This is a genomic window from Agrobacterium burrii, from assembly GCF_017313405.1.
In the GTDB taxonomy this organism is placed as follows: domain Bacteria; phylum Pseudomonadota; class Alphaproteobacteria; order Rhizobiales; family Rhizobiaceae; genus Agrobacterium; species Agrobacterium burrii.
Genome location: NZ_JAFLNA010000010.1, coordinates 149,380 through 169,256, shown reverse-complemented (window position 1 = coordinate 169,256; position 19,877 = coordinate 149,380). Strand labels below are relative to the sequence as shown.

Annotated in this window: 16 protein-coding genes; 10 read left to right on the top strand and 6 right to left on the bottom strand. The window is 59.7% G+C overall.

The window, feature by feature from the left end; all coding sequences use genetic code 11:
* Window positions 1-68: 68 nt before the first annotated feature.
* The gene (locus JZX89_RS18845) at window positions 69-1,172 is read left to right on the top strand and encodes an NAD(P)/FAD-dependent oxidoreductase (protein WP_207135006.1); all 1,104 of its coding nucleotides are present in this window, start codon (window positions 69-71) and stop codon (window positions 1,170-1,172) included.
* A gap of 15 nt (window positions 1,173-1,187) precedes the next feature.
* Here JZX89_RS18845 and JZX89_RS18840 read toward each other — a convergent pair whose 3' ends face one another.
* The 4 genes from JZX89_RS18840 to denD form a co-directional block, all read right to left on the bottom strand.
* Window positions 1,188-2,162: a threonine ammonia-lyase gene (locus tag JZX89_RS18840; RefSeq protein WP_207135005.1), complete on the bottom strand. Its 975-nt coding sequence runs from the start codon at window positions 2,160-2,162 to the stop codon at window positions 1,188-1,190.
* 134 nt (window positions 2,163-2,296) lie between these two features.
* Window positions 2,297-4,081 carry an IlvD/Edd family dehydratase gene (locus JZX89_RS18835; RefSeq protein ID WP_207135004.1) on the bottom strand — a complete coding sequence of 595 codons (1,785 nt, stop codon included), beginning with the start codon at window positions 4,079-4,081 and terminating at the stop codon, window positions 2,297-2,299.
* Between the two features lie 9 nt (window positions 4,082-4,090).
* Window positions 4,091-4,993: an NAD(P)-dependent oxidoreductase gene (locus tag JZX89_RS18830; RefSeq protein WP_207135003.1), complete on the bottom strand. Its 903-nt coding sequence runs from the start codon at window positions 4,991-4,993 to the stop codon at window positions 4,091-4,093.
* Complete coding sequence (denD, locus tag JZX89_RS18825; protein WP_046799622.1) at window positions 4,990-5,976, bottom strand: D-erythronate dehydrogenase; 987 nt, start codon at window positions 5,974-5,976, stop codon at window positions 4,990-4,992. The genes JZX89_RS18830 and denD overlap by 4 nt, the downstream gene beginning before the upstream one ends.
* 217 nt (window positions 5,977-6,193) lie before the next feature.
* Here denD and JZX89_RS18820 point away from each other — a divergent pair, with 217 nt between their 5' ends.
* The 6 genes from JZX89_RS18820 (at window position 6,194) to JZX89_RS18795 (ending at window position 12,807) form a co-directional block, all read left to right on the top strand.
* Entirely contained in the window at window positions 6,194-7,639 is a 1,446-nt protein-coding gene (locus JZX89_RS18820) for an FAD-binding oxidoreductase (protein ID WP_207135002.1), read from the top strand.
* 117 nt (window positions 7,640-7,756) lie between these two features.
* The gene (locus tag JZX89_RS18815; RefSeq protein WP_207135001.1) at window positions 7,757-8,473 is read left to right on the top strand and encodes a FadR/GntR family transcriptional regulator; all 717 of its coding nucleotides are present in this window, start codon (window positions 7,757-7,759) and stop codon (window positions 8,471-8,473) included.
* 209 nt (window positions 8,474-8,682) lie between these two features.
* Window positions 8,683-9,843: a fumarylacetoacetate hydrolase family protein gene (locus JZX89_RS18810; RefSeq protein ID WP_207135000.1), complete on the top strand. Its 1,161-nt coding sequence runs from the start codon at window positions 8,683-8,685 to the stop codon at window positions 9,841-9,843.
* A gap of 104 nt (window positions 9,844-9,947) precedes the next feature.
* Window positions 9,948-10,478 (top strand): TRAP transporter small permease, encoded by a 531-nt coding sequence (locus JZX89_RS18805; RefSeq protein ID WP_149900428.1) that lies wholly within the window; start codon window positions 9,948-9,950, stop codon window positions 10,476-10,478.
* A 4-nt stretch (window positions 10,479-10,482) separates the two neighbouring features.
* Complete coding sequence (locus tag JZX89_RS18800) at window positions 10,483-11,760, top strand: TRAP transporter large permease (RefSeq protein ID WP_149900427.1); 1,278 nt, start codon at window positions 10,483-10,485, stop codon at window positions 11,758-11,760.
* A 39-nt stretch (window positions 11,761-11,799) separates the two neighbouring features.
* The gene (locus tag JZX89_RS18795; RefSeq protein ID WP_149900426.1) at window positions 11,800-12,807 is read left to right on the top strand and encodes a TRAP transporter substrate-binding protein; all 1,008 of its coding nucleotides are present in this window, start codon (window positions 11,800-11,802) and stop codon (window positions 12,805-12,807) included.
* Between the two features lie 96 nt (window positions 12,808-12,903).
* Here JZX89_RS18795 and acs read toward each other — a convergent pair whose 3' ends face one another.
* A complete protein-coding gene (acs, locus tag JZX89_RS18790) occupies window positions 12,904-14,859 on the bottom strand; it encodes an acetate--CoA ligase (RefSeq protein WP_153515463.1) in 1,956 nt (651 codons plus the stop codon).
* A 234-nt stretch (window positions 14,860-15,093) separates the two neighbouring features.
* Here acs and JZX89_RS18785 point away from each other — a divergent pair, with 234 nt between their 5' ends.
* Window positions 15,094-15,795, top strand: coding sequence for a DUF1013 domain-containing protein (locus tag JZX89_RS18785; RefSeq protein WP_174374312.1), 702 nt, complete (start codon window positions 15,094-15,096; stop codon window positions 15,793-15,795).
* A gap of 60 nt (window positions 15,796-15,855) precedes the next feature.
* Here JZX89_RS18785 and JZX89_RS18780 read toward each other — a convergent pair whose 3' ends face one another.
* The gene (locus tag JZX89_RS18780; RefSeq protein ID WP_207134999.1) at window positions 15,856-16,515 is read right to left on the bottom strand and encodes a YggS family pyridoxal phosphate-dependent enzyme; all 660 of its coding nucleotides are present in this window, start codon (window positions 16,513-16,515) and stop codon (window positions 15,856-15,858) included.
* Between the two features lie 192 nt (window positions 16,516-16,707).
* Between JZX89_RS18780 and leuS the strand changes: the two genes are divergently transcribed.
* Together leuS and JZX89_RS18770 are read left to right on the top strand one after the other, a co-directional pair.
* On the top strand, window positions 16,708-19,338 hold the full coding sequence (leuS, locus tag JZX89_RS18775; RefSeq protein WP_207134998.1) for a leucine--tRNA ligase: 2,631 nt from the start codon (window positions 16,708-16,710) through the stop codon (window positions 19,336-19,338).
* The gene (locus JZX89_RS18770) at window positions 19,331-19,876 is read left to right on the top strand and encodes an LPS assembly lipoprotein LptE (protein ID WP_052818700.1); all 546 of its coding nucleotides are present in this window, start codon (window positions 19,331-19,333) and stop codon (window positions 19,874-19,876) included. The genes leuS and JZX89_RS18770 overlap by 8 nt, the downstream gene beginning before the upstream one ends.
* Window position 19,877: the final 1 nt, after the last annotated feature.

The window sequence follows — 19,877 nt, the reverse complement described above, 5'->3', positions numbered from 1 at the left end:
ACCCATCGCGGAATATTAGCGCAGCGCGGCGGCGTTCGTTCAAATGAACTATCTGCGGACAGGGAGACATGATGGATATCGACGCCATCATCATCGGGGCAGGAGTAATCGGGCTGGCGGCGGCCCGTGAACTGTCGGTGCGCGGCCTCTCTGTCATCATCCTCGAGAGCGAAAAGGAATTCGGCTCCGCGACCTCTTCCCGCAACAGCGAGGTCATTCACGCCGGGCTTTATTATCCGGCCGGAAGCCTCAAGGCCCGCCTCTGCGTCGAGGGAAAAAAGAAGCTCTATGCCTTCTGTCAAAGCCACGGTGTTGCACACCGCCGCTGCGGCAAACTCATCGCGGCGACAGATGAAGCTGAAACGGCCCTGCTGGCCGGGCTCAAGGACAAGGGCGAGGCCAATGGCTGTGAAGACCTGGAGCTGATCGATGAACGACAGGCGCTTTCGCTTGAACCTGCTCTCGCCTGCAGGGCGGCCCTGCTTTCGCCCTCGACCGGCATCATCGACAGCCATGGTTATATGCTGGCGTTGCTCGGTGAGGCGCAAGACCATGGCGCCGCTCTTGCCTTGAACGCCCCTTTCGAAGGGGCGCAGGCAATCAGCGGGGGTTTCCGGGTTCATGTCGGCGGCAAAGAGCCGATGAGCCTGACATGCCGCCTGCTCATCAATTCCGCCGGCCTCATCGCGCCGATGGTGGCAAAAAAGATCGAGGGACTGTCGGCACAAGCGATCCCCCAGGCGCGTTTTGCCAAGGGCAGCTATTTTTCGCTGGCAGGCAAGTCGCCGTTTTCACGGCTCATCTATCCCGCACCACACACCCACGGCCTTGGCGTGCACCTAACGCTCGATCTCGCCGGTCAGGCTCGGTTCGGCCCTGACGTGGAATGGGTCGAAACCATCGATTATGCCGTCAATCCCCGCCGCATGGAGGGTTTCGGCGACGCGATACGACGTTATTGGCCGGGCCTTCCCGAGGATGCCTTGATACCTGCCTATTCCGGCATCCGGCCCAAGATTTCCGGACCCGATGAACCCGCCATGGATTTCCGCATCGACGGACCGGAAACCCACGGACTTGCCGGCCTCGTCAATCTTTTTGGCATAGAAAGCCCCGGCCTGACCGCCTCACTGGCCATTGCCGCAGACATTGCGGCACGGCTCAGGGACTGATCTCAGCCCGCCGCCTCAACCAAAGCGAGCCAGCGCATCCGCCATGATCCCGGGATCGACATTGCCGCCGGATGCAACTGCAATCACCGTTTCACTCTCCAGTTCACCACCGTGGAAAAGCGCCGCGGCAAGAGCCACCGCACCACCGGGTTCAACAACGATCTTCAGCCGGTTGAAGACGAGGACCGCAGCCCGCAGCGCTTCCTCATCAGTCACGGCAATACCTTTTCCGCAAAGCCCGGCCATGATCGGGAAAGTGATGTTACCGGGTTGCGGAGTAACGATCGCGTCGCAGATCGAACCAGAGGTCGTGGCGTTGCGCTCTATCTTACCCGCAACAAGGGAGCGCGCCACATCGTCGAACCGCTCCGGTTCTGACGTCCTGACCCTGTAGTTCGGTGCTTTCGCGGCAAGCGCGAGCGAGATGCCGGATGTGAGGCCGCCGCCGCCGCAGGGCACCAGAACCTCTGCCGCACCGATCCCCAGTTCCGCACCCTGTTCAGCAATCTCCAGCCCCACCGTGCCCTGCCCGGCAATGACCAAGGGTTCGTCATAGGGCCTGATCAGCGTCAGCCCACGCTCGCGCGACAGCCGGTCGCCAATGGCGTCTCGATCCTCGTTGGCCCGGTCATAAAGCACCACCTCCGCACCATAGGCGCGGGTATTGTCGATTTTGATCTTCGGCGCGTCGGAGGGCATGATGATGACGGCGGGAACGCCGTGCAGGCGGGCGGCAAGCGCCACACCCTGCGCGTGGTTACCGGAAGAAAAGGCGAGCACGCCCTTGGCACGCACTTCGGCAGGCAGGCCGGAGACGGCTGACCAGCCGCCGCGAAACTTGAAGGAACCCGTCCTTTGCAGGCACTCGGCCTTTACGAAGAGCTTTCGCCCGGCAATCTCATCCAGAAAGGGTGATGACAGCAGCGGTGTCCGCACCGCCTGGTTGCCGATGCGCTGACGCGCCGCCTCGATCATGGAAATATCTGTCATGCCCTGCTCCTGTGATGCGGATTTGCAGGTACATTAGGAGGTCGCAATCAATTGTGAAACCGCCGGAAAAGAAAAATCCCCGGCCATGGCCGGGGATTTTCATCATGTCGGATCAGTGCCCGGTCAGTGCCCAATCAGTGATTGTGCCGGGGCATCTTCTCGGCAATCCTTCGGAAATCCGCAGCCCCTTCCAGAACCGCGCCGTCCGAAAGCTGCGTCACCGATTGACGATAGATGCGCTGCCAGGGCGTCGCATCCGCCGGCACCGCCGGGATGCCATCGGCCTTGCGCGCTTCAAGTTCTGCCTCCGGCACCAGCGCGTTGCATGCACCCTCATTAAAGTCGATGCGGATCACGTCGCCGGTGCGAAGCCAGGCCAGCCCGCCACCGGCTGCACTTTCCGGCGAGGCATTGAGGATTGACGGGCTGTCCGCCGTTCCCGATTGCCGGCCATCGCCGATTGTCGGCAGGCTGGTGATGCCTTTTTTCAACAAGGCATCCGGCGGCTGCATGTTGACGACCTCAGCTGAACCCGGCCAGCCGAGCGGCCCCGCCCCGCGAATGACGAGGATGGTGCACTCGTCAATACCGAGGGATGGATCATTGATCCGGGCGTGATAGTCTTCCGAACCATCGAACACCACACATTTGCCCTCGAAAATGCCTTCGCGGCCCGGCTCGCTCAGATAACGCTGCCGGAACTCCGCCGAGATCACACTCGTCTTCATGATGGCGAAATCGAACAGATTGCCCTTGAGCACGAGGAAACCGGCCCGTTCCTTCAACGGCTTGTCGTAGGGAAGGATCACGTCGCGGTCGGTCGATTCCCGCCCGTCCAGATTTTCCGCCATGGTCTTGCCGGTCACGGTCGGACAGTTTCCGTCGAGCTTGCCGGCCTGCAGAAGCTCCCACATGATCGCCGGCGTGCCGCCGGCGCGGTGATATTTCTCACCCAGCCATTTTCCGGCCGGCTGGACATTGGCCAGCAGCGGAATATCGTAACCGCGGACCTGCCAATCCTCTTCGAAAAGCTCGACGCCCGCATGTTTCGCCATCGCCGCGAGATGCGGCTGAGCATTGGTCGAGCCACCGATTGCCGAATTGACGCGGATCGCGTTCAAAAACGCCTCGCGCGTCATGATGTCGGAAGGCTTGATATTTTCGACAACCAGTTCAACGGCGCGTCGGCCGGTGCGATAGGCCATCTGGCCGCGCTCGCGATAAGCGGCCGGGATCGCGCCGCAGCCGGTGAGCGACATACCGAGCGCTTCCGCCATGGCATTCATGGTGGACGCCGTGCCCATGGTATTGCAATGGCCGACGGAAGGAGCAGATTCGAGCGCCGCCTGCAAGAATTCCTCGCGGGTGATTTCGCCCGCACCATATTTGCGGCGCATGCGCCAGATCACCGTGCCGGAACCAACCAGATCGCCGTCATGATAACCGTCGAGCATCGGACCCCCGGAAAGCACAATAGCCGGAATATCGACCGTGCTTGCCGCCATCAGCGCCGAAGGCGTGGTCTTGTCACAGCCCGTCGTCAGAACGACACCGTCGAGCGGATAGCCGTAAAGCACTTCCACGAGACTGAGATAGGCAAGATTGCGGTCAAGCGCCGCGGTCGGGCGCTTGCAGTTTTCGAACATCGGATGGGTCGGAAACTCGATGGGAATACCGCCCGCATCGCGGATACCGTCACGCACCCGCTTGACCAGTTCCACATGGACGCGGTTGCAGGGCGTAAGGTCGCTGCCGCTCTGGGCGATACCAATGACAGGTTTACCGGAACGCAGCTCTTCCGGCGTCACACCGTAATTCATGAAGCGCTCCAGATAGAGAGCTGTCATGTCGAGATGGTCAGGATTGTCGAACCAGTCCTGGGACCGCAGGCGGCGCATGGGTGTCTTGTCGTCGCTCATCAGATCGCCTCAGCCCTGTTCCCGATTGTTGAGTTTTTCGAGGTAAAGCAGGATGCCGCTATGGTCGATATCTGCGCCGCCGTCGCCGACGAAGTCATCGAATTCGCGCGTTACCTGCTGAGTCAAAGGCAGCGTCAACGACAGATCCTGCGCCGTCGCCAGCACGCCGTTCAGATCCTTGAGCTGGAACTTCGACGGGCCGCCCGGCACGAAATTACGCTTCACCATGCGCTCGCCATGCAGTTCCAGAATCCGGCTTTCGGCAAAACCGCCGCGTATGGCGTTGCGGAAACCTTCGCGGGATGCGCCGCCCGCTTCCACAAGCATCATCGCCTCGGCAACCGCGCCGATGGTGATGGCGACGATCTGCTGGTTGGCGAGTTTGCAGAGCTGGCCTGCGCCTGAGGGACCGACATAGGTCAGCCGGCCCATCGGCGCAAAGACATCCGCAAGACCCGCAATCAGAGCCTCGTCACCGCCGGCCATGATGGCGAGTGTGCCGGCAGTCGCGCCCGGCACGCCGCCGGAAACCGGCGCATCGACGTGATGAATGCCCAGCGCCTCAAGCCGGGAGGAGTGGTCGCGCGCAATCGGCGGCGCAATCGAGCTGCTGTCGATCACGACAGCACCTTTTTTAAGCGCTTCGGCCACGCCCGCCTCGAACAGCACTTCGCCCACGGCCTTGCCATCGCTCAGCATGGTGATGACGATATCGGCACCTTTGGCGGCGTCCGCCGGCGATGCCGCCAGAACTGCGCCATCAGCGACAAGAGCTTCAGCCTTATCCACGCTACGGTTCCAAACGGAAACCGCAAAGCCCGCGCCCAGCAGACGCCGGGCCATCGGCCCGCCCATCAGGCCCGTGCCGATAAAGGCAACCGACCGCTTTTTCTCCTCCCCACCGACACTCATTTCAGTGAACCTCCCAGTTCGTCTTCGATATGCACCTGAATGATCTCTTCGAAGGAGCTTTCAGCCGTGAAGCCCAGCTCGCGGGCGCGCTTGGCCTCAAAGCCGGGTGCCCAGCCCTCGCACATGCGCATGATCATCTCATTCGGCTCGCGGCGGATGAGGGCGACGGCCTTCTCACCAGCAACCTTGCGCAGCGCTTCGATTTGTTCGCCAACCGTGGCGCTGAGACCCGGCATCGACAGGTTGCGGCGCGGACCGACCTTTTCGACGTCGATCGTCGCACCATGAATGAGGAAACCGACGGCGGAACGCGGCGAGGCGTGCCAGTGGCGAATGCTTTCCGGCACCGGCAGAACCGCTTCCTGGCCGACCAGCGGCTCTCGCAGGATATTGGAGAAGAAGCCGGAGGCGGCGGCATTCGGCTTGCCGGGACGAATGCAGATGGTCGGGAGACGAATGCCGATACCGTCGAAGAAACCGCGGCGGCTGTAATCGGACAGCAGCAGCTCGCAAATCGCCTTCTGTGTGCCGTAGCTTGTCAGCGGCGTGGTGTGGAATTCATCCGGGATCGGATAGGGAAGCGGCGCACCAAACACGGCGATCGACGAGGTGAAGACCACGCGCGGCTTGTAGCCATCCTTGCCGTTGGCAATGCGGATGGCGTCGAAGAGATAACGGGTGCCGTCGAGATTGATGCGGTAGCCCTTGTCAAAATCGAGTTCAGCTTCGCCGGACACGATGGCGGCGAGATGGAAGATGGCATCCGGACGGGCGTCCACCAGCTTTTCAGCTTCACCCGGAGCGGAGAGATCAGCTGCGCGCGCATCGACAGCACCGGAAAAACCGGCGGGTGCCTCGGGCTGGAACACGTCAATAAGCGTGAATTTCTCGATCGGCTTGCCACCGAGCGATCCATCTTTCACGAGACGCTGCGTCAGCTTGCGGCCAACCATGCCTGCGGCGCCGATGATTGCGATATGCATGTCTTCCTCCTCTGTGTCCCGGTCATTCTCCCGAGACCGAAAAAACATCATCGGCCGATGGACCGATAAATTAGCTTGTAAGGTTGTCTGATAACCTTATATGATCCGATTGAAAATAGTATTTTTTCACAAACTAACAAAAGCAGGGGCGCCGGCAAAAGCAAGGCCACAAACCCTTGCCCTCATATTTTAGGGCGGATTGGACGGAGAGGGTGGAATGACGATCGTGAGTGAACACGATATCGAGGAATTGCGGTTCTCGTTGAAGAACAGGCTTGGCGAGGCCCTGCTACTGACATCGCAGGAAGACATGCTGCGCTATTGCCGCGACTGGCACGGGGATGTCACCAGTTCGGCCGTGGCCGTCATCCGCCCTCGTTCTACGCAGGAAGTGTCCGACACGGTGCGCGCCTGCGCCGAACTCGGCCTCGCCATCATCCCCCAGGGCGGCAATACCGGACTGGTGCTCGGCGGCATTCCCGATACTCCCAAACATCAGGTCGTGCTGAGCCTTGAGCGTATGAACGCCATCCGCACCATAGACAGCGACGATTTTTCCGCTGTCGTTGAAGCCGGCTGCATTCTCTCGGAATTCAAGGATGCCGTTCAGGACAAGGGCATGTTCTTCCCGCTGTCGCTCGGCGCGCAGGGCAGCTGCCGCATCGGCGGCAACGTCTCCACCAATGCCGGCGGCATCAATGTTCTGCGTTACGGTATGACCCGCGAACTGGTTCTGGGTCTAGAAGTGGTCCTGTCGGATGGCACTATCTGGAACGGCCTGTCGACCCTGCGCAAGGACAATCGCGGTATCGATCTGAAGCAGCTTTTCATCGGTGCGGAAGGAACGCTCGGCATCATCACCGCCGTGGCCGTCAAGCTTTACCCCAATCCAGAACATGTCGAAACCGCGCTGCTTGGCCTCAATTCGCTTGACGACGCCATCAAGCTTTACCGCCGCGCCCGCCGCGAATGTTGCGACCTGATGTCCGCCTTCGAATTCATGCCGCCCGTCGCCTTCACGCTGGCGATCGAAGCCATACCCGATCTCAAAATGCCGATCGCCGGCGATTATCCGGCCTATGTGCTGATGGAAATTTCCGGCTCCGGTCTGGTGGATACCGCCGATCTAATGGGCCGCTTCCTTGAGGGCGTCATGGAAGACGGTCTGGTGCTGGATGGCGTCATTGCCTCCTCGCGTGCGCAGGCGCAGTCGCTGTGGCTTTTCCGTGAGGGCATGAATGAAGGCCAGGCCCTGCGCGGCAGCCATATGCGTACCGACATTTCGGTGCCGCTTTCGAAACTCTCGGCTTTCGTGGCCGAGGCCGAGGCCGAACTTGCGGAAAAACTGCCGGAATGCCTTGCCGTTTCCTATGGCCATGTCGGCGACGGCAACGTCCATCTCAACGTCTTGCCGCCCAACGGTGCGACACCGCAGGAGCGTGAGGCGTTCATCTACAAGTCCAAGACACTCGTTAACGAGGTCCTCGACCGTTACGTCGGCAGCATCAGCGCCGAACACGGCATCGGCCGCCTGAAGCGCTCCGATTTCGAAAGCCGGCTATCTGATGTGCAGCGCCGGATGATCACTGGTCTGAAAAATGCCTTCGACCCTGATCTGCGGATGAATCCCGGTTGCCAGATAAGCCTGCAACCGGATAGCTAATCGAGGAATGGCAAAGGCGGCGCGATAGACCGCCCTTGCCGAACCCCACTGGTGGCGAAGGAGGAAGTCGCTGCCGCTGGAAAACGAACCAATCGTTTCTATGGAACGGGAGCAACCATGACGCTGGAGTTCAATCAGATACATCGCAACGACCATCTGCCCGGCCGGATCGCCGCGGAGATCGCGCGCGAGATCAATGATTCGAAACTCGGGCCGGGCGACAGGCTGCCGACGGAACATGTTCTGGCAAAAACCTTCGGTGTCAGCCGCTCGGTCATTCGCGAAGCTATCGCGCAATTGCGCAATGAAGGTTTCGTCGAAACCCGCCAGGGCGTGGGTGCATTCGTCACCGATCCCCGGCAGAGGCTGTCCATCCGCATCGAGCGATCCCGGCTGAACGACCCTGAAAATTTTCGCGATCTCTTCCAGCTTCGCATGCCGCTCGAAATCGAGGCGGCGGGGCTCGCAGCACTGCACCGCAGTACGCAGCAGCTGGCGCGGCTGGCGGCGGCGCTGGAAAAGATGAAGACCGCTGACGACTGGTCGACGGAAGGTGTGGCGGCCGATCTCGACTTTCACCGCATTCTGGCAGAGGCAACCCAGAACGAATATTTCCTGATGTTCCTCGGTTTCATCGCGGAACGCATCAGCTCGGCCATCAATATCGCGTTCTCCCGCGCGGTTTTTGGTGAAATTCTCGAGGTGACGATCGCCGAACATGTGGCAATCTACGAGGCCGTCGAGAAGGCCGACGCAACAGCCGCCAAAAACGCCATGCGCAAGCACCTGATCGGCGCCGCAAGCCGGGTCAATCTCGAACTGGATATTTTCTGAAAAGAAAAATAAACGCGTGAACCGTAAAGCTATAGGACAGGTTTCCGGGCTTTGCGGATAACCAGCGATAAAAGACGATAATTTTGTCGGTGAGACCGCTAGACTCGCTTCAAAAGTCATACTAAGAAGAATAAGATTAGGTTGTCAGACATCCAGACAATAAGACCGCAGGAGGCGGCCTGTCGGAAGGCTGAAAGGGGAGGATATATATGACCGGCACAAGGTCCATCGACGCTACCGCAATTCTGCCTGCGGATTCTGAAAACGCTTTGCTCGTCGGCCGCGTCTGGTCGAAAAGCGAAGGCGGCCCCTGCCCCGTCCTGCTCAAGGATGGCGTGCTTTATGACCTCACCTCTATCTCGCCCACCATGTCCGAACTTCTGGAAAAGACGGATCTGGTGGAGCGGCTTGCCGATACCGGAACATTCGTCGCACTCGGCACGCTCGACGCCTTTCTCGACGGCTCGGCCGGCGAACTTCTTGCCCCCAACGATATTCAGGCCGTCAAGGCCGCAGGCGTTACCTTCGCCGACAGCATGCTTGAACGGGTGATCGAAGAGCAGGCCAAGGGCGACCCTCTTCGTGCGCAGGAAATTCGCGGACGGCTGGCTCCGGTTCTCGGCGACAACCTCAAAGGACTTGAGGCCGGTTCAGAAAAAGCAGCGGAAGTGAAGAAGCTGCTCCAGGAAATGGGCCTCTGGTCGCAATATCTGGAAGTCGGCATCGGTCCGGATGCGGAAATATTCTCCAAGGCGCAGGCCATGGCTTCGGTCGGCTGCGGCGCGCTGATCGGCGTTCACCCGAAGTCGCAATGGAACAACCCGGAGCCGGAAGTGGTGCTCGCCATTGCCTCCGACGGCCGCATTGTCGGTGCAACCCTCGGCAACGACGTCAACCTGCGCGATTTCGAAGGCCGCTCCGCCCTCCTGCTCAGCAAGGCGAAGGATAACAACGCATCCTGCGCGATCGGCCCCTTTATCCGCCTGTTTGACGGACGCTTCACCATTGAAGACGTGAAGAAGTCGCAGATTTCGCTTCTGGTCGAAGGCGAAGACGGTTTCACCATGACGGGTGTAAGCCCCATGGAGGCGATCAGCCGCACCCCGGAAGACCTTGCATCCCAGCTTCTGAACCGCAATCATCAATATCCTGACGGAGCCGTCTTTTTCCTTGGCACGATGTTCGCGCCGGTGAAGGATCGTCATGGGCCGGGTCTCGGTTTCACCCACTCCAGGGGCGACCGTGTCGAAATCTCCTCGCCCAAGCTCGGCAAGTTGATCAATTGGGTCGCGACAACAGACGAATGCCCGGAATGGACATTCGGCACCGCGGCCCTGATGCGCAATCTGGCGAAACGCGGGCTACTCTGAGCGATCAGCAGAGGTGCGTGCAGTTTTTGCGAAAAACCCATAGGTGGAGCATTCGCGGCGATCCTTAGCCGAAAATGCTTCAGATATTTCTTCGGGAGGGGAAAATGCAAAAGACCATCAATCTCTTTTACCGGATTCTCGAAATCATTCTCGTCCTGCTGCTTGCCGGCATGTCGATCATGGTCTTCGTCAACGTCGTCATGCGTTACACGATGAATTCCGGCATCAACATCTCTGAAGAACTGTCGCGCTATTTCTTCGTGTGGCTGACTTTCATCGGCGCCGTGCTGACCTTTCGCGAAAACAGCCACATGGGTATTGAAACGCTCGTGATGTTCCTGTCGCGCCGCGCCCGCGTTTTTTGCATGATCGTATCGAACATCATTATCCTTGCCTGTTCCGCCATCTTCTTCTGGGGAACCTGGAAGCAGTCCGCCATCAATGCCAGCATGCATGCCCCTGTCACCAAGCTTTCGATGATCTGGGTATATGGCATCGGCATGTTCACCGGCGGCCTGATGTTCATCATCGCGCTGGAGCGCCTGTACCGTTATCTGACGGGTCGCGTCACAGAAGACGAAATCGCCCAGTTCGCGGGCGAGAACCTGACGATCGAACAGCTTTCGGAGCGCTGATACCATGACACTTTTCGTTTTTGTCGGCTCTCTGCTGGGGGCCATGGCGATCGGCGTTCCCGTCGCCTTCTCCCTGATGTTCTGCGGCGTCGTGCTCATGTGGTACATGGGCATGTTCAACACCGCGATCATCGCCCAGAACATGATCTCGGGCGCCGATACCTTCACGCTGCTCGCCATCCCCTTCTTCATTCTGGCTGGCGAACTGATGAATTCCGGTGGTCTCTCCCGCCGCATCATCGACTTCGCGATCGCACTCGTCGGCCATATCCGTGGCGGCCTCGGCATCGTGGCCATCGTCGCGGCCATCATCATGGCCAGCATCTCCGGTTCGGCCGCAGCCGATACCGCAGCCCTTGCCGCGATCCTCATTCCGATGATGGCGAAGGCCGGTTACAACATCCCGCGCTCCGGCGGCCTCATTGCCGCAGGCGGTATCATCGCGCCGGTCATTCCGCCGTCCATGGCCTTCATCGTCTTCGGTGTCGCCGCCAACGTCTCGATCACCCAGCTTTTCCTCGCCGGCATCGTTCCGGGTATTCTGATGGGCACATCGCTCATCATCGCCTGGCTGATCGTGGTGCGTAAGGACAACGTAAAGCCCCTGCCGAAGACTTCGGGCAAGGAACGTCTGCTCGTGACCGCTCGCGCCGGCTGGGCGCTCGGCATGCCTGTCATCATTCTCGGCGGCATCAAGGCCGGCATCATGACACCGACGGAAGCTGCCGTCGTTGCCGCCGCCTATGCGCTCTTTGTCGGCATGGTGATCTATCGCGAATTGAAGCCGGCGGACCTGTTTCATGTCCTCCTGCGTGCTGCCAAGAGCACCTCGATCATCATGTTCCTCGTCTGCGCAGCACTCGTCTCCGCGTGGCTCATCACGGCTGCGAATATTCCGAACGAAGTGGCAGGCTATATCGAGCCGCTGATCGATCGCCCGATGCTGCTGATGGCCGCGATGATGGTGCTGGTTTTCATCGTCGGCACGGCGCTCGACCTGACGCCGACCATCCTCATCCTGACGCCCGTTCTGATGCCTATCGTCAAGCAGGCGGGCATCGATCCGATCTATTTCGGTGTACTCTTCATCATCAACAACGCCATCGGCCTGATTACCCCTCCGGTTGGCGTTGTACTGAACGTCGTCAGCGGCGTCGGGCGCATCCCGCTCGGCAAGGTCACGGTCGGCGTCTGGCCGTTCCTCGTTGCCGAAACCATCGTCCTGGCGCTGCTGGTGATTTTCCCGGACATCGTCCTGGTGCCTCTGCAGTACCTTCGCTAATCGATACTTTTTCTCAACCACAATCCAAGGGAGGATATTATGAGAAAGCTTCTTCTGACCACCACCGCCATCGCTTTCGCCGTTGGCGCGGCAGCCCCGGCAATGGCTGAATTCAACAGCCGCAACATCCGCGTCTCGAACGGCATCAACCAGGACCACCCGGTTGGCAACGGCATCAAGGCCATGCAGGCCTGCCTCGACGACAAGTCGGGCGGCAAGCTGAAGCTGACGGCATTCTGGGGCGGCGCGCTCGGCGGTGACCTTCAGGCAACACAGGCCCTGCGCTCCGGCGTTCAGGAAGCCGTCGTGACGTCGTCGTCGCCGCTCGTCGGCCTCATCCCGTCGCTCGGCGTCTTCGACCTGCCGTTCCTTTTCGCCAACGACAAGGAAGCCGATGCCGTCATGGACGGCGCCTTCGGCGACATGATGAACAAGAAGCTGGAAGAACAGGGCCTCGTCAACCTGGCCTACTGGGAAAACGGTTTCCGCAACCTGTCGAACTCCAAGCACGCCGTGAACAAGTGGGAAGATTTCTCGGGCCTCAAGGTCCGCGTAATGCAGAACAACATCTTCCTCGACACCTTCCAGAACCTCGGCGCCAATGCGACGCCGATGGCTTTCGGCGAAGTCTTCTCGGCGCTTGAAACCAACGCAATCGACGCGCAGGAAAACCCCTATGTGACGATCGACACCTCCAAGTTCTACGAGGTGCAGAAGTACATCACCGAGACGAACCACGCCTACACGCCGTTCCTCTTCCTCTTCTCCAAGCCGATCTTCGACAGCTATACGGCGGAAGAACAGACGGCGCTCCGCGAATGTGCAGTCGTCGGCCGCGACGAAGAGCGCAAGGTCATCCGCGAACTGAACCAGAAGTCGCTGGAAAAGATCAAGGCTGCCGGTCTCGAGGTCAACTCGCTGTCTCCGGAAGAACAGACCCGTATCCGCGAGAAGTCGATGGTCGTTTACGAAAAGCACAAGGCTGAAATCGGTGCGGACGTTGTTGATGCCGTTCTGGCCGACCTGAAGAAGATCCGCGGCCAGTAAGCCTGTCTGTATTGAATAAAAAACACCCGGAAGTTCGCTTCCGGGTGTTTTCGTTTGCAGAAAGAAAAAGGCTGCCGAAGCAGCCTTTCCAGAAAATCAGGACGCCGTGCGGTTCTGGCGGTTGGCGATGAGGTCTTCCACCACTGCCGGATCGGCAAGCGTCGACGTATCCCCCAGCGTGCCAAAATCATCCTCGGCGATCTTGCGCAGGATACGCCGCATGATCTTGCCGGAGCGCGTCTTGGGCAGGCCCGGCGCGAACTGGATCTTGTCCGGCGTAGCAACCGGCCCGATCTCGTTGCGGACGTGCTTCACCAACTCCTCGCGCAGCGCATAATCGCCATTCTGCCCCGCCATCAGCGTGACATAACAATAAATGCCCTGTCCCTTGATAGGGTGCGGATAACCGACCACGGCCGCTTCCGAAACGAGATGATGCGACACCAGCGCGGATTCGACTTCGGCGGTACCGAGGCGGTGGCCGGAGACGTTCAGCACGTCATCGACACGACCGGTGATCCAGTAATAACCGTCCTCGTCACGCCGGCAGCCATCGCCAGTGAAATACTTGCCCTTGTAGGTCGAGAAATACGTATCGACAAAGCGCTGGTGATCGCCATAAACCGACCGCGACTGGCCCGGCCAGCTGTCGGTGATGCAGAGATTGCCGTCGGCCGGCCCTTCCAGCACATTGCCTTCAGCATCGACAAGCTGCGGCTGCACGCCGAAGAATGGCCGTGTCGCCGAACCCGGCTTTAGATCGGTCGCGCCTGGCAACGGCGATATCAGAATGCCACCGGTTTCCGTCTGCCACCAAGTATCGACAATGGGGCTCTTGTCCTCGCCGACCACATGGTAATACCATTCCCATGCTTCCGGATTGATCGGCTCGCCGACCGTGCCCAGAAGCCGGATGCTGGAGCGCGACGAACGCGTGACGAACTGGTCGCCAGCCCCCATCAGCGATCGAAGCGCTGTCGGCGCGGTGTAGAAGATATTGACCTTGTGCTTGTCGATGACTTCCCAGAAACGACCCTGATCCGGGAAGTTGGGAACGCCTTCGAACATCAACGTCGTCGCACAATTCGCAAGTGGCCCGTAGACGATGTAGGAATGGCCTGTGACCCAGCCGACATCGGCCGTACACCAGAAGACCTCGCCATCCTTGTAGTCGAACACATATTCATGCGTCATCGACGTATAGACGAGATAACCACCCGTCGTGTGCAGAACGCCCTTCGGCTTGCCGGTGGACCCTGATGTGTAGAGGATAAACAGCGGATCTTCCGCCCGCATCTTCGCCGGCGGGCAATCCGGCTTCACCGTGGCGATTTCCTGATGGTACCAGATATCGCGGCCTGGCGCCCAGCCGGTCTTGCCGCCGGTGCGGCGCACGACCAGAACCTTGTTGACGATGACATATTGCTTGGCGGCGATATCGATCGCCTTATCGGTATTTTCCTTGAGCGGGATCGGCTTGCCGCCGCGCACGCCTTCATCGCAGGTGATGACAAAGGTCGATTCGCAATCGACGATACGGCCCGCCAGCGCTTCCGGCGAGAAGCCGCCAAAGACGACGGAATGCACCGCACCGATACGCGCGCAGGCGAGCATGGCATAGGCCGCTTCTGGTATCATCGGCATGTAGATGGTGACGCGGTCGCCCTTCTTGACGCCGTGCTTCTTCAGCACATTCGCCAGACGGCAGACATAGTCATAAAGCTGGTTATAGGTGATCTTCTTGTCGATATAGGGATTGTCGCCTTCCCAGATGATCGCCGTGCGCTCGCCATGCGTCTTCAGATGCCGGTCGATACAGTTGTAGGAGACGTTGGTCAGGCCGTCCTCGAACCACTTGATCGGCACTCTTCCCTTAAAGGAAGTGTTCTTGACCTTGGTATAGGGCTTGAACCAGTCGATCCGCCGGCCGTGCTTGTCCCAGAACTTTTCCGGATCCTCGACGCTCTCCTGATACCATTTCTGGTAACGCTCATTATCGATGAGCGTGCGGGCTTTCGCCGATTTGAGCACCGGGTAGATTTTGGCAGACATGAACTCCTCCTGAAACCAAGTATGTCTTGTTTTAGCGCGCGCCCAGAGACTCCCACCTCGGGCATGTGGTGAATTCATAGCAGGTCAATGACTGACGGCAATTAGACAAAGGCATTTGTTTTGCAAAGAATTGCAATTATGATGCAATCCGGTTATAGAGCGCCAATATCCCGGAAATCAGTGGTTGATACCACGCCCGCGACCCCGGCGCGGACGGACAGAAGGACTGTATCTATGGCTCAACAATTGCTCATGCCAAAAGCTACGGCTGTATGGCTGGTTGACAACACCGCGCTGTCGTTCGATCAGATCGCCACGTTCTGCAAACTGCATCCGCTTGAAGTCAAGGCGATTGCCGATGGTGAAGCCGCGCAGGGCATCAAGGGTCTGGATCCGATCGCGACCGGACAGCTTTCCCGCGACGAGATCGCCCGTGCCGAAGGCAACCCCAACCACAAGCTCAAGCTTTCCGAGCCGAAGGTGCGCGTGCCGGAATCAAAGCGTCGCGGCCCGCGTTATACGCCGGTGTCCAAGCGTCAGGACCGTCCGAACGCCATTCTCTGGCTGGTTCGCAACCATCCGGAACTGAAGGATGCGCAGATTTCGCGCCTCGTCGGCACCACCAAATCCACCATCGAACAGATTCGCGACCGCACCCATTGGAATTCGGCCAACCTGACGCCGATGGACCCGGTAACGCTCGGCCTCTGCAGCCAGATCGATCTTGACCTTGAAGTCGAACGCGCATCGCGCGGCCGCCCGCTGCCGACCGCCGAAGAACTCGGCAACACGCTGCAGCCAGCAACGGCGACGGAAGGTCTGGATTACAATTTCCAGCGCGAGGAAGAACAGCAGATCGACGCCGACGCCGTCTTCAAGAAGCTTTCCTCGCTGAAGTCTGCACCGAAGGACGAAGACGAGGACGATCAATACTGATCGAAGTCTTTCCGACATTTGAAACCCGGCCGCAGTGCCGGGTTTTTTGTTTTAAGGATTTTACCGGGTGCCGAAGATCGCCGAGCCGACCCGGACGCTGGTGGCACCGAACTCTACGGCGGTTTCGAAATCGCCGGACATGCCCATGGAAAGCTTCTCAAGGCCACATTGCCTGGCAAGCTTGGCCAAAAGCGCAAAATGCGGCCCCGGATTTTCCTCCGCCGGCGGAATACACATCAACCCCTCGACCGACAGTTTCAAGTCGTCCCGACAAAAAGCCACGAAGGCGACCGTTTCACGCGGATCGATGCCGGCCTTCTGCGGTTCAAGGCCGGTGTTGACCTGTACATAAAACCGCAGGCTGCGGCCCTGTTTGGCGCATTCTTCGGAAAGCGCGCGGGCGATCTTTTCCCGGTCCACGCTCTCGACGACATCAAACAAAGCCACCGCATCCGCAGCCTTGTTGGATTGCAGCGGTCCGATCAGACGCAGTTCGATATCCGATGTCTCTTCTTTCAGGGCAGGCCACTTGCCCTGCGCCTCCTGCACACGGTTTTCACCAAACACGCGCTGGCCGGCATCGATGACGGGCTGAATTGCCTCTGCGTCGAATGTCTTCGAGACCGCGACGAGCGCAACATCCGTTGCCTTGCGGCCAGATTTTTCCGCAACATCCGCAATGCGCTGCCTGACATCCTCAAGACGTGCTTCGATTTCCATCACAAGACCTTTTTTAAACCGTTCGAACCGCTAACTAGACGCCGATTGCCTTGATGCCAAGCGGGTTTAGCACCATTTGAAGCACGCTGGCCAAGATTGAACGCCCGAACGCCCCGCCAAACTTGACGCCCCGGTCGTTTCATGGTGAAGGTCAGCGCAAATTTTTCCCCTCGATACCCGGAATTCTACACAATGGCCATCGAACGTTACAATCCTCGCGACGCCGAGCCGCGCTGGCAGCAGAAATGGAACGAAGACAACGTTTTCGTCACCGACAACAGCGACCCGCGCGAGAAATATTACGTTCTGGAGATGTTTCCGTATCCATCGGGACGCATCCACATGGGCCATGTCCGCAACTACGCCATGGGCGACGTCGTTGCCCGTTACAAGCGCGCGCGCGGCTTCAACGTTCTGCACCCGATGGGCTGGGACGCCTTCGGCATGCCTGCGGAAAATGCCGCAATGCAGAACAAGGTCCACCCCAAGGACTGGACCTACCAGAACATCGCCACCATGCGCGGCCAGCTGAAATCCATGGGCCTGTCCTTGGACTGGACCCGTGAATTTGCGACCTGCGACGTGGAATATTACCATCGTCAGCAGGCGCTGTTTGTCGATTTCATGGAAAAGGGTCTGGTTTACCGCAAGCAGTCCAAGGTCAACTGGGATCCGGTCGACCACACGGTTCTGGCCAATGAGCAGGTGATCGACGGCCGCGGCTGGCGCTCCGGCGCGCTGGTCGAACAGCGTGAACTGACGCAATGGTTCTTCCGCATCACCGATTTCAGCCAAGACCTGCTGGACGAGTTGGACGAACTGGATCAATGGCCGGAAAAAGTGCGCCTGATGCAGAAGAACTGGATCGGCCGTTCCGAAGGCCTGTCGCTGCGCTGGCAGACCGTCGCTGACACGGCGCCGCAAGGTTTTTCCGATATCACCGTCTATACAACGCGCCCCGACACGCTGTTCGGCGCGTCCTTCCTGGCGATCGCCGCTGACCATCCGCTGGCAAGGGAACTGTCGGCGAACAATCCTGATATTGCCGAGTTCTGCGACGAATGCCGCCGCCATGGCACCTCTTTGGCAGCGCTGGAAACCGCCGAAAAGAAGGGCATCGATACCGGCGTCAAGGTCGTACACCCGCTGGATCCCAGCTGGGAACTGCCCGTCTATGTCGCAAACTTCGTATTGATGGATTACGGCACAGGCGCAATCTTCGGTTGCCCCTCGGGTGACCAGCGCGATCTGGATTTCGCCCGTAAATACGGCCTGCCGGTCGTGGCCGTCGTCGCACCCGAAGGTCCCGACGCCGCAAGCTTCACCGTTGAGGACACCGCCTTCACCGATGATGGCGTGATGATCAATTCCGGCTTCCTGAACGGCATGAAGACGGCTGACGCCTTCGAAGCCGTCGTGCAGAAGCTGTCCGCTGAGACTCTGGGGAATGCACCGCAGGCCGAGCGCAAGGTCAATTTCCGCCTGCGCGACTGGGGCATTTCCCGCCAGCGTTACTGGGGTTGCCCTATCCCGGTCATTCACTGCGAAGTCTGCGGCGTGGTGCCGGTTTCGAAAAAGGACCTGCCGGTCAAGCTGCCCGACGACGTGACTTTCGACGTGCCCGGCAACCCGCTGGATCGCCACCCCACATGGCGGCACGTTTCCTGCCCGCAATGCGGCCATGACGCGCGGCGCGAAACCGACACGATGGACACCTTCGTCGATTCCAGCTGGTATTACACCCGCTTTACAGCACCGTGGGAAGACCAGCCGACCGACCCCAAGGTCGCCAATCACTGGCTGCCGGTCGATCAATATATCGGCGGCATCGAGCACGCGATCCTGCATCTGCTCTATTCGCGTTTCTTCACCCGCGCCATGCGCGAAACCGGCCATGTCGGCGTCAAGGAGCCCTTCAAGGGCCTGTTCACGCAGGGTATGGTGGTTCACGAGACCTATAGCCACGGCGAAGGCATGAGCCGCGAATGGATAGCCCCCGCCGACCTGCGCATCGAAGAGACCGACGGCGCACGCCGGGCATTCCTGTTGTCTTCCGGCGCAGAAGTGAAGATCGGCTCCATCGAGAAGATGTCGAAGTCGAAGAAGAACGTGGTCGACCCTGACGATATCATCGCATCCTATGGGGCCGATACCGCACGTTTCTTCGTTCTGTCTGATTCGCCCCCTGATCGTGACGTCATCTGGTCCGAAGCGGGTGTGGAGGGCTCAAACCGCTTCGTCCAGCGCGTCTGGCGCATTGTCGGCGAAGTCGCGAGTGAGCTGAAGAGCGTCAAGCCGAAGCCGGCGGCCGAGGGCGAAGGGCTGGTAGCCTCCAAGGCGGCCCACAAGACGCTGAAGGCCGTTCAGGAAGATCTGGACAAGCTCGCCTTCAACAAGGCGATCGCCCGCATCTATGAGCTGGTCAACGCGCTCGCCGGGCCACTTGCGGACGTCGCAGCAGGCGGAAAGTCTGACGACGTCAGGGCAGCTGCTCGCGATGCCGTCGAAATCCTCATCCGCATCATCGCCCCCATGACGCCGCATCTGGCGGAAGAATGCTGGTCGGCGCTGGGTAATGAGGGTCTCGTGGCACAGACGCCATGGCCGGTCTTCGTCGCCTCGCTGGTTGAGGAAAACGACGTGGTCATGCCCGTGCAGGTCAACGGCAAGAAGCGCGGCGAATTGACAATCGCGCGCGATGCGGATCAAGATGCGGTCCGTGCGGCTGCCCTTGCTCTGGATGCCGTCAAATCTATTCTTGCCGGTGGCGAGCCCAAGAAAGTCATCGTGGTTCCGCAGAGGATTGTGAACATTGTTGTCTGACGTTTTTTCGAGATGGAGCCGCGTCGCGGCAGCAATTTCCGTCGTGATGATGGCCGGTCTTCTGGCGGGTTGCCAGGTGCGCCCGCTTTATGGCGAGGCTTCCGGAACCAAGGAGAGGCTGGCGGCTGTCAGCGTCTCCGAAGTCGGTGGCAGGGTTGGGCAGGAAGTCCGCAACCAGCTGATCTTCCTGATGGCTGGCGGCGCGGGTGAACCGGCCACGGCCCAGTATAATGTCAAGATTTCCGTAAGCTCGAGCGCCACCTCCACGGAAGTCGAGAATTACGACCTGACGACCCGCACCAACAACAACTATGACGGCCCTTATCCCGGCCGCGTGGTGATGAGCGGTCAATATGTCCTGACGCGTATTTCCGACGGCCAGATCCTGCGCTCCGCACGCCGCAGCGTGACGGCGCAGGTGGACCTGCCGCAGCAGGAATTCGCCAAGATCAGGGCAACCCGCGACGCCGAAAACCGCGCCGCCCGGGAACTGGCTGAAATCATCCGTACCGATATCGCCGCCACCCTCGGCCGCTGAG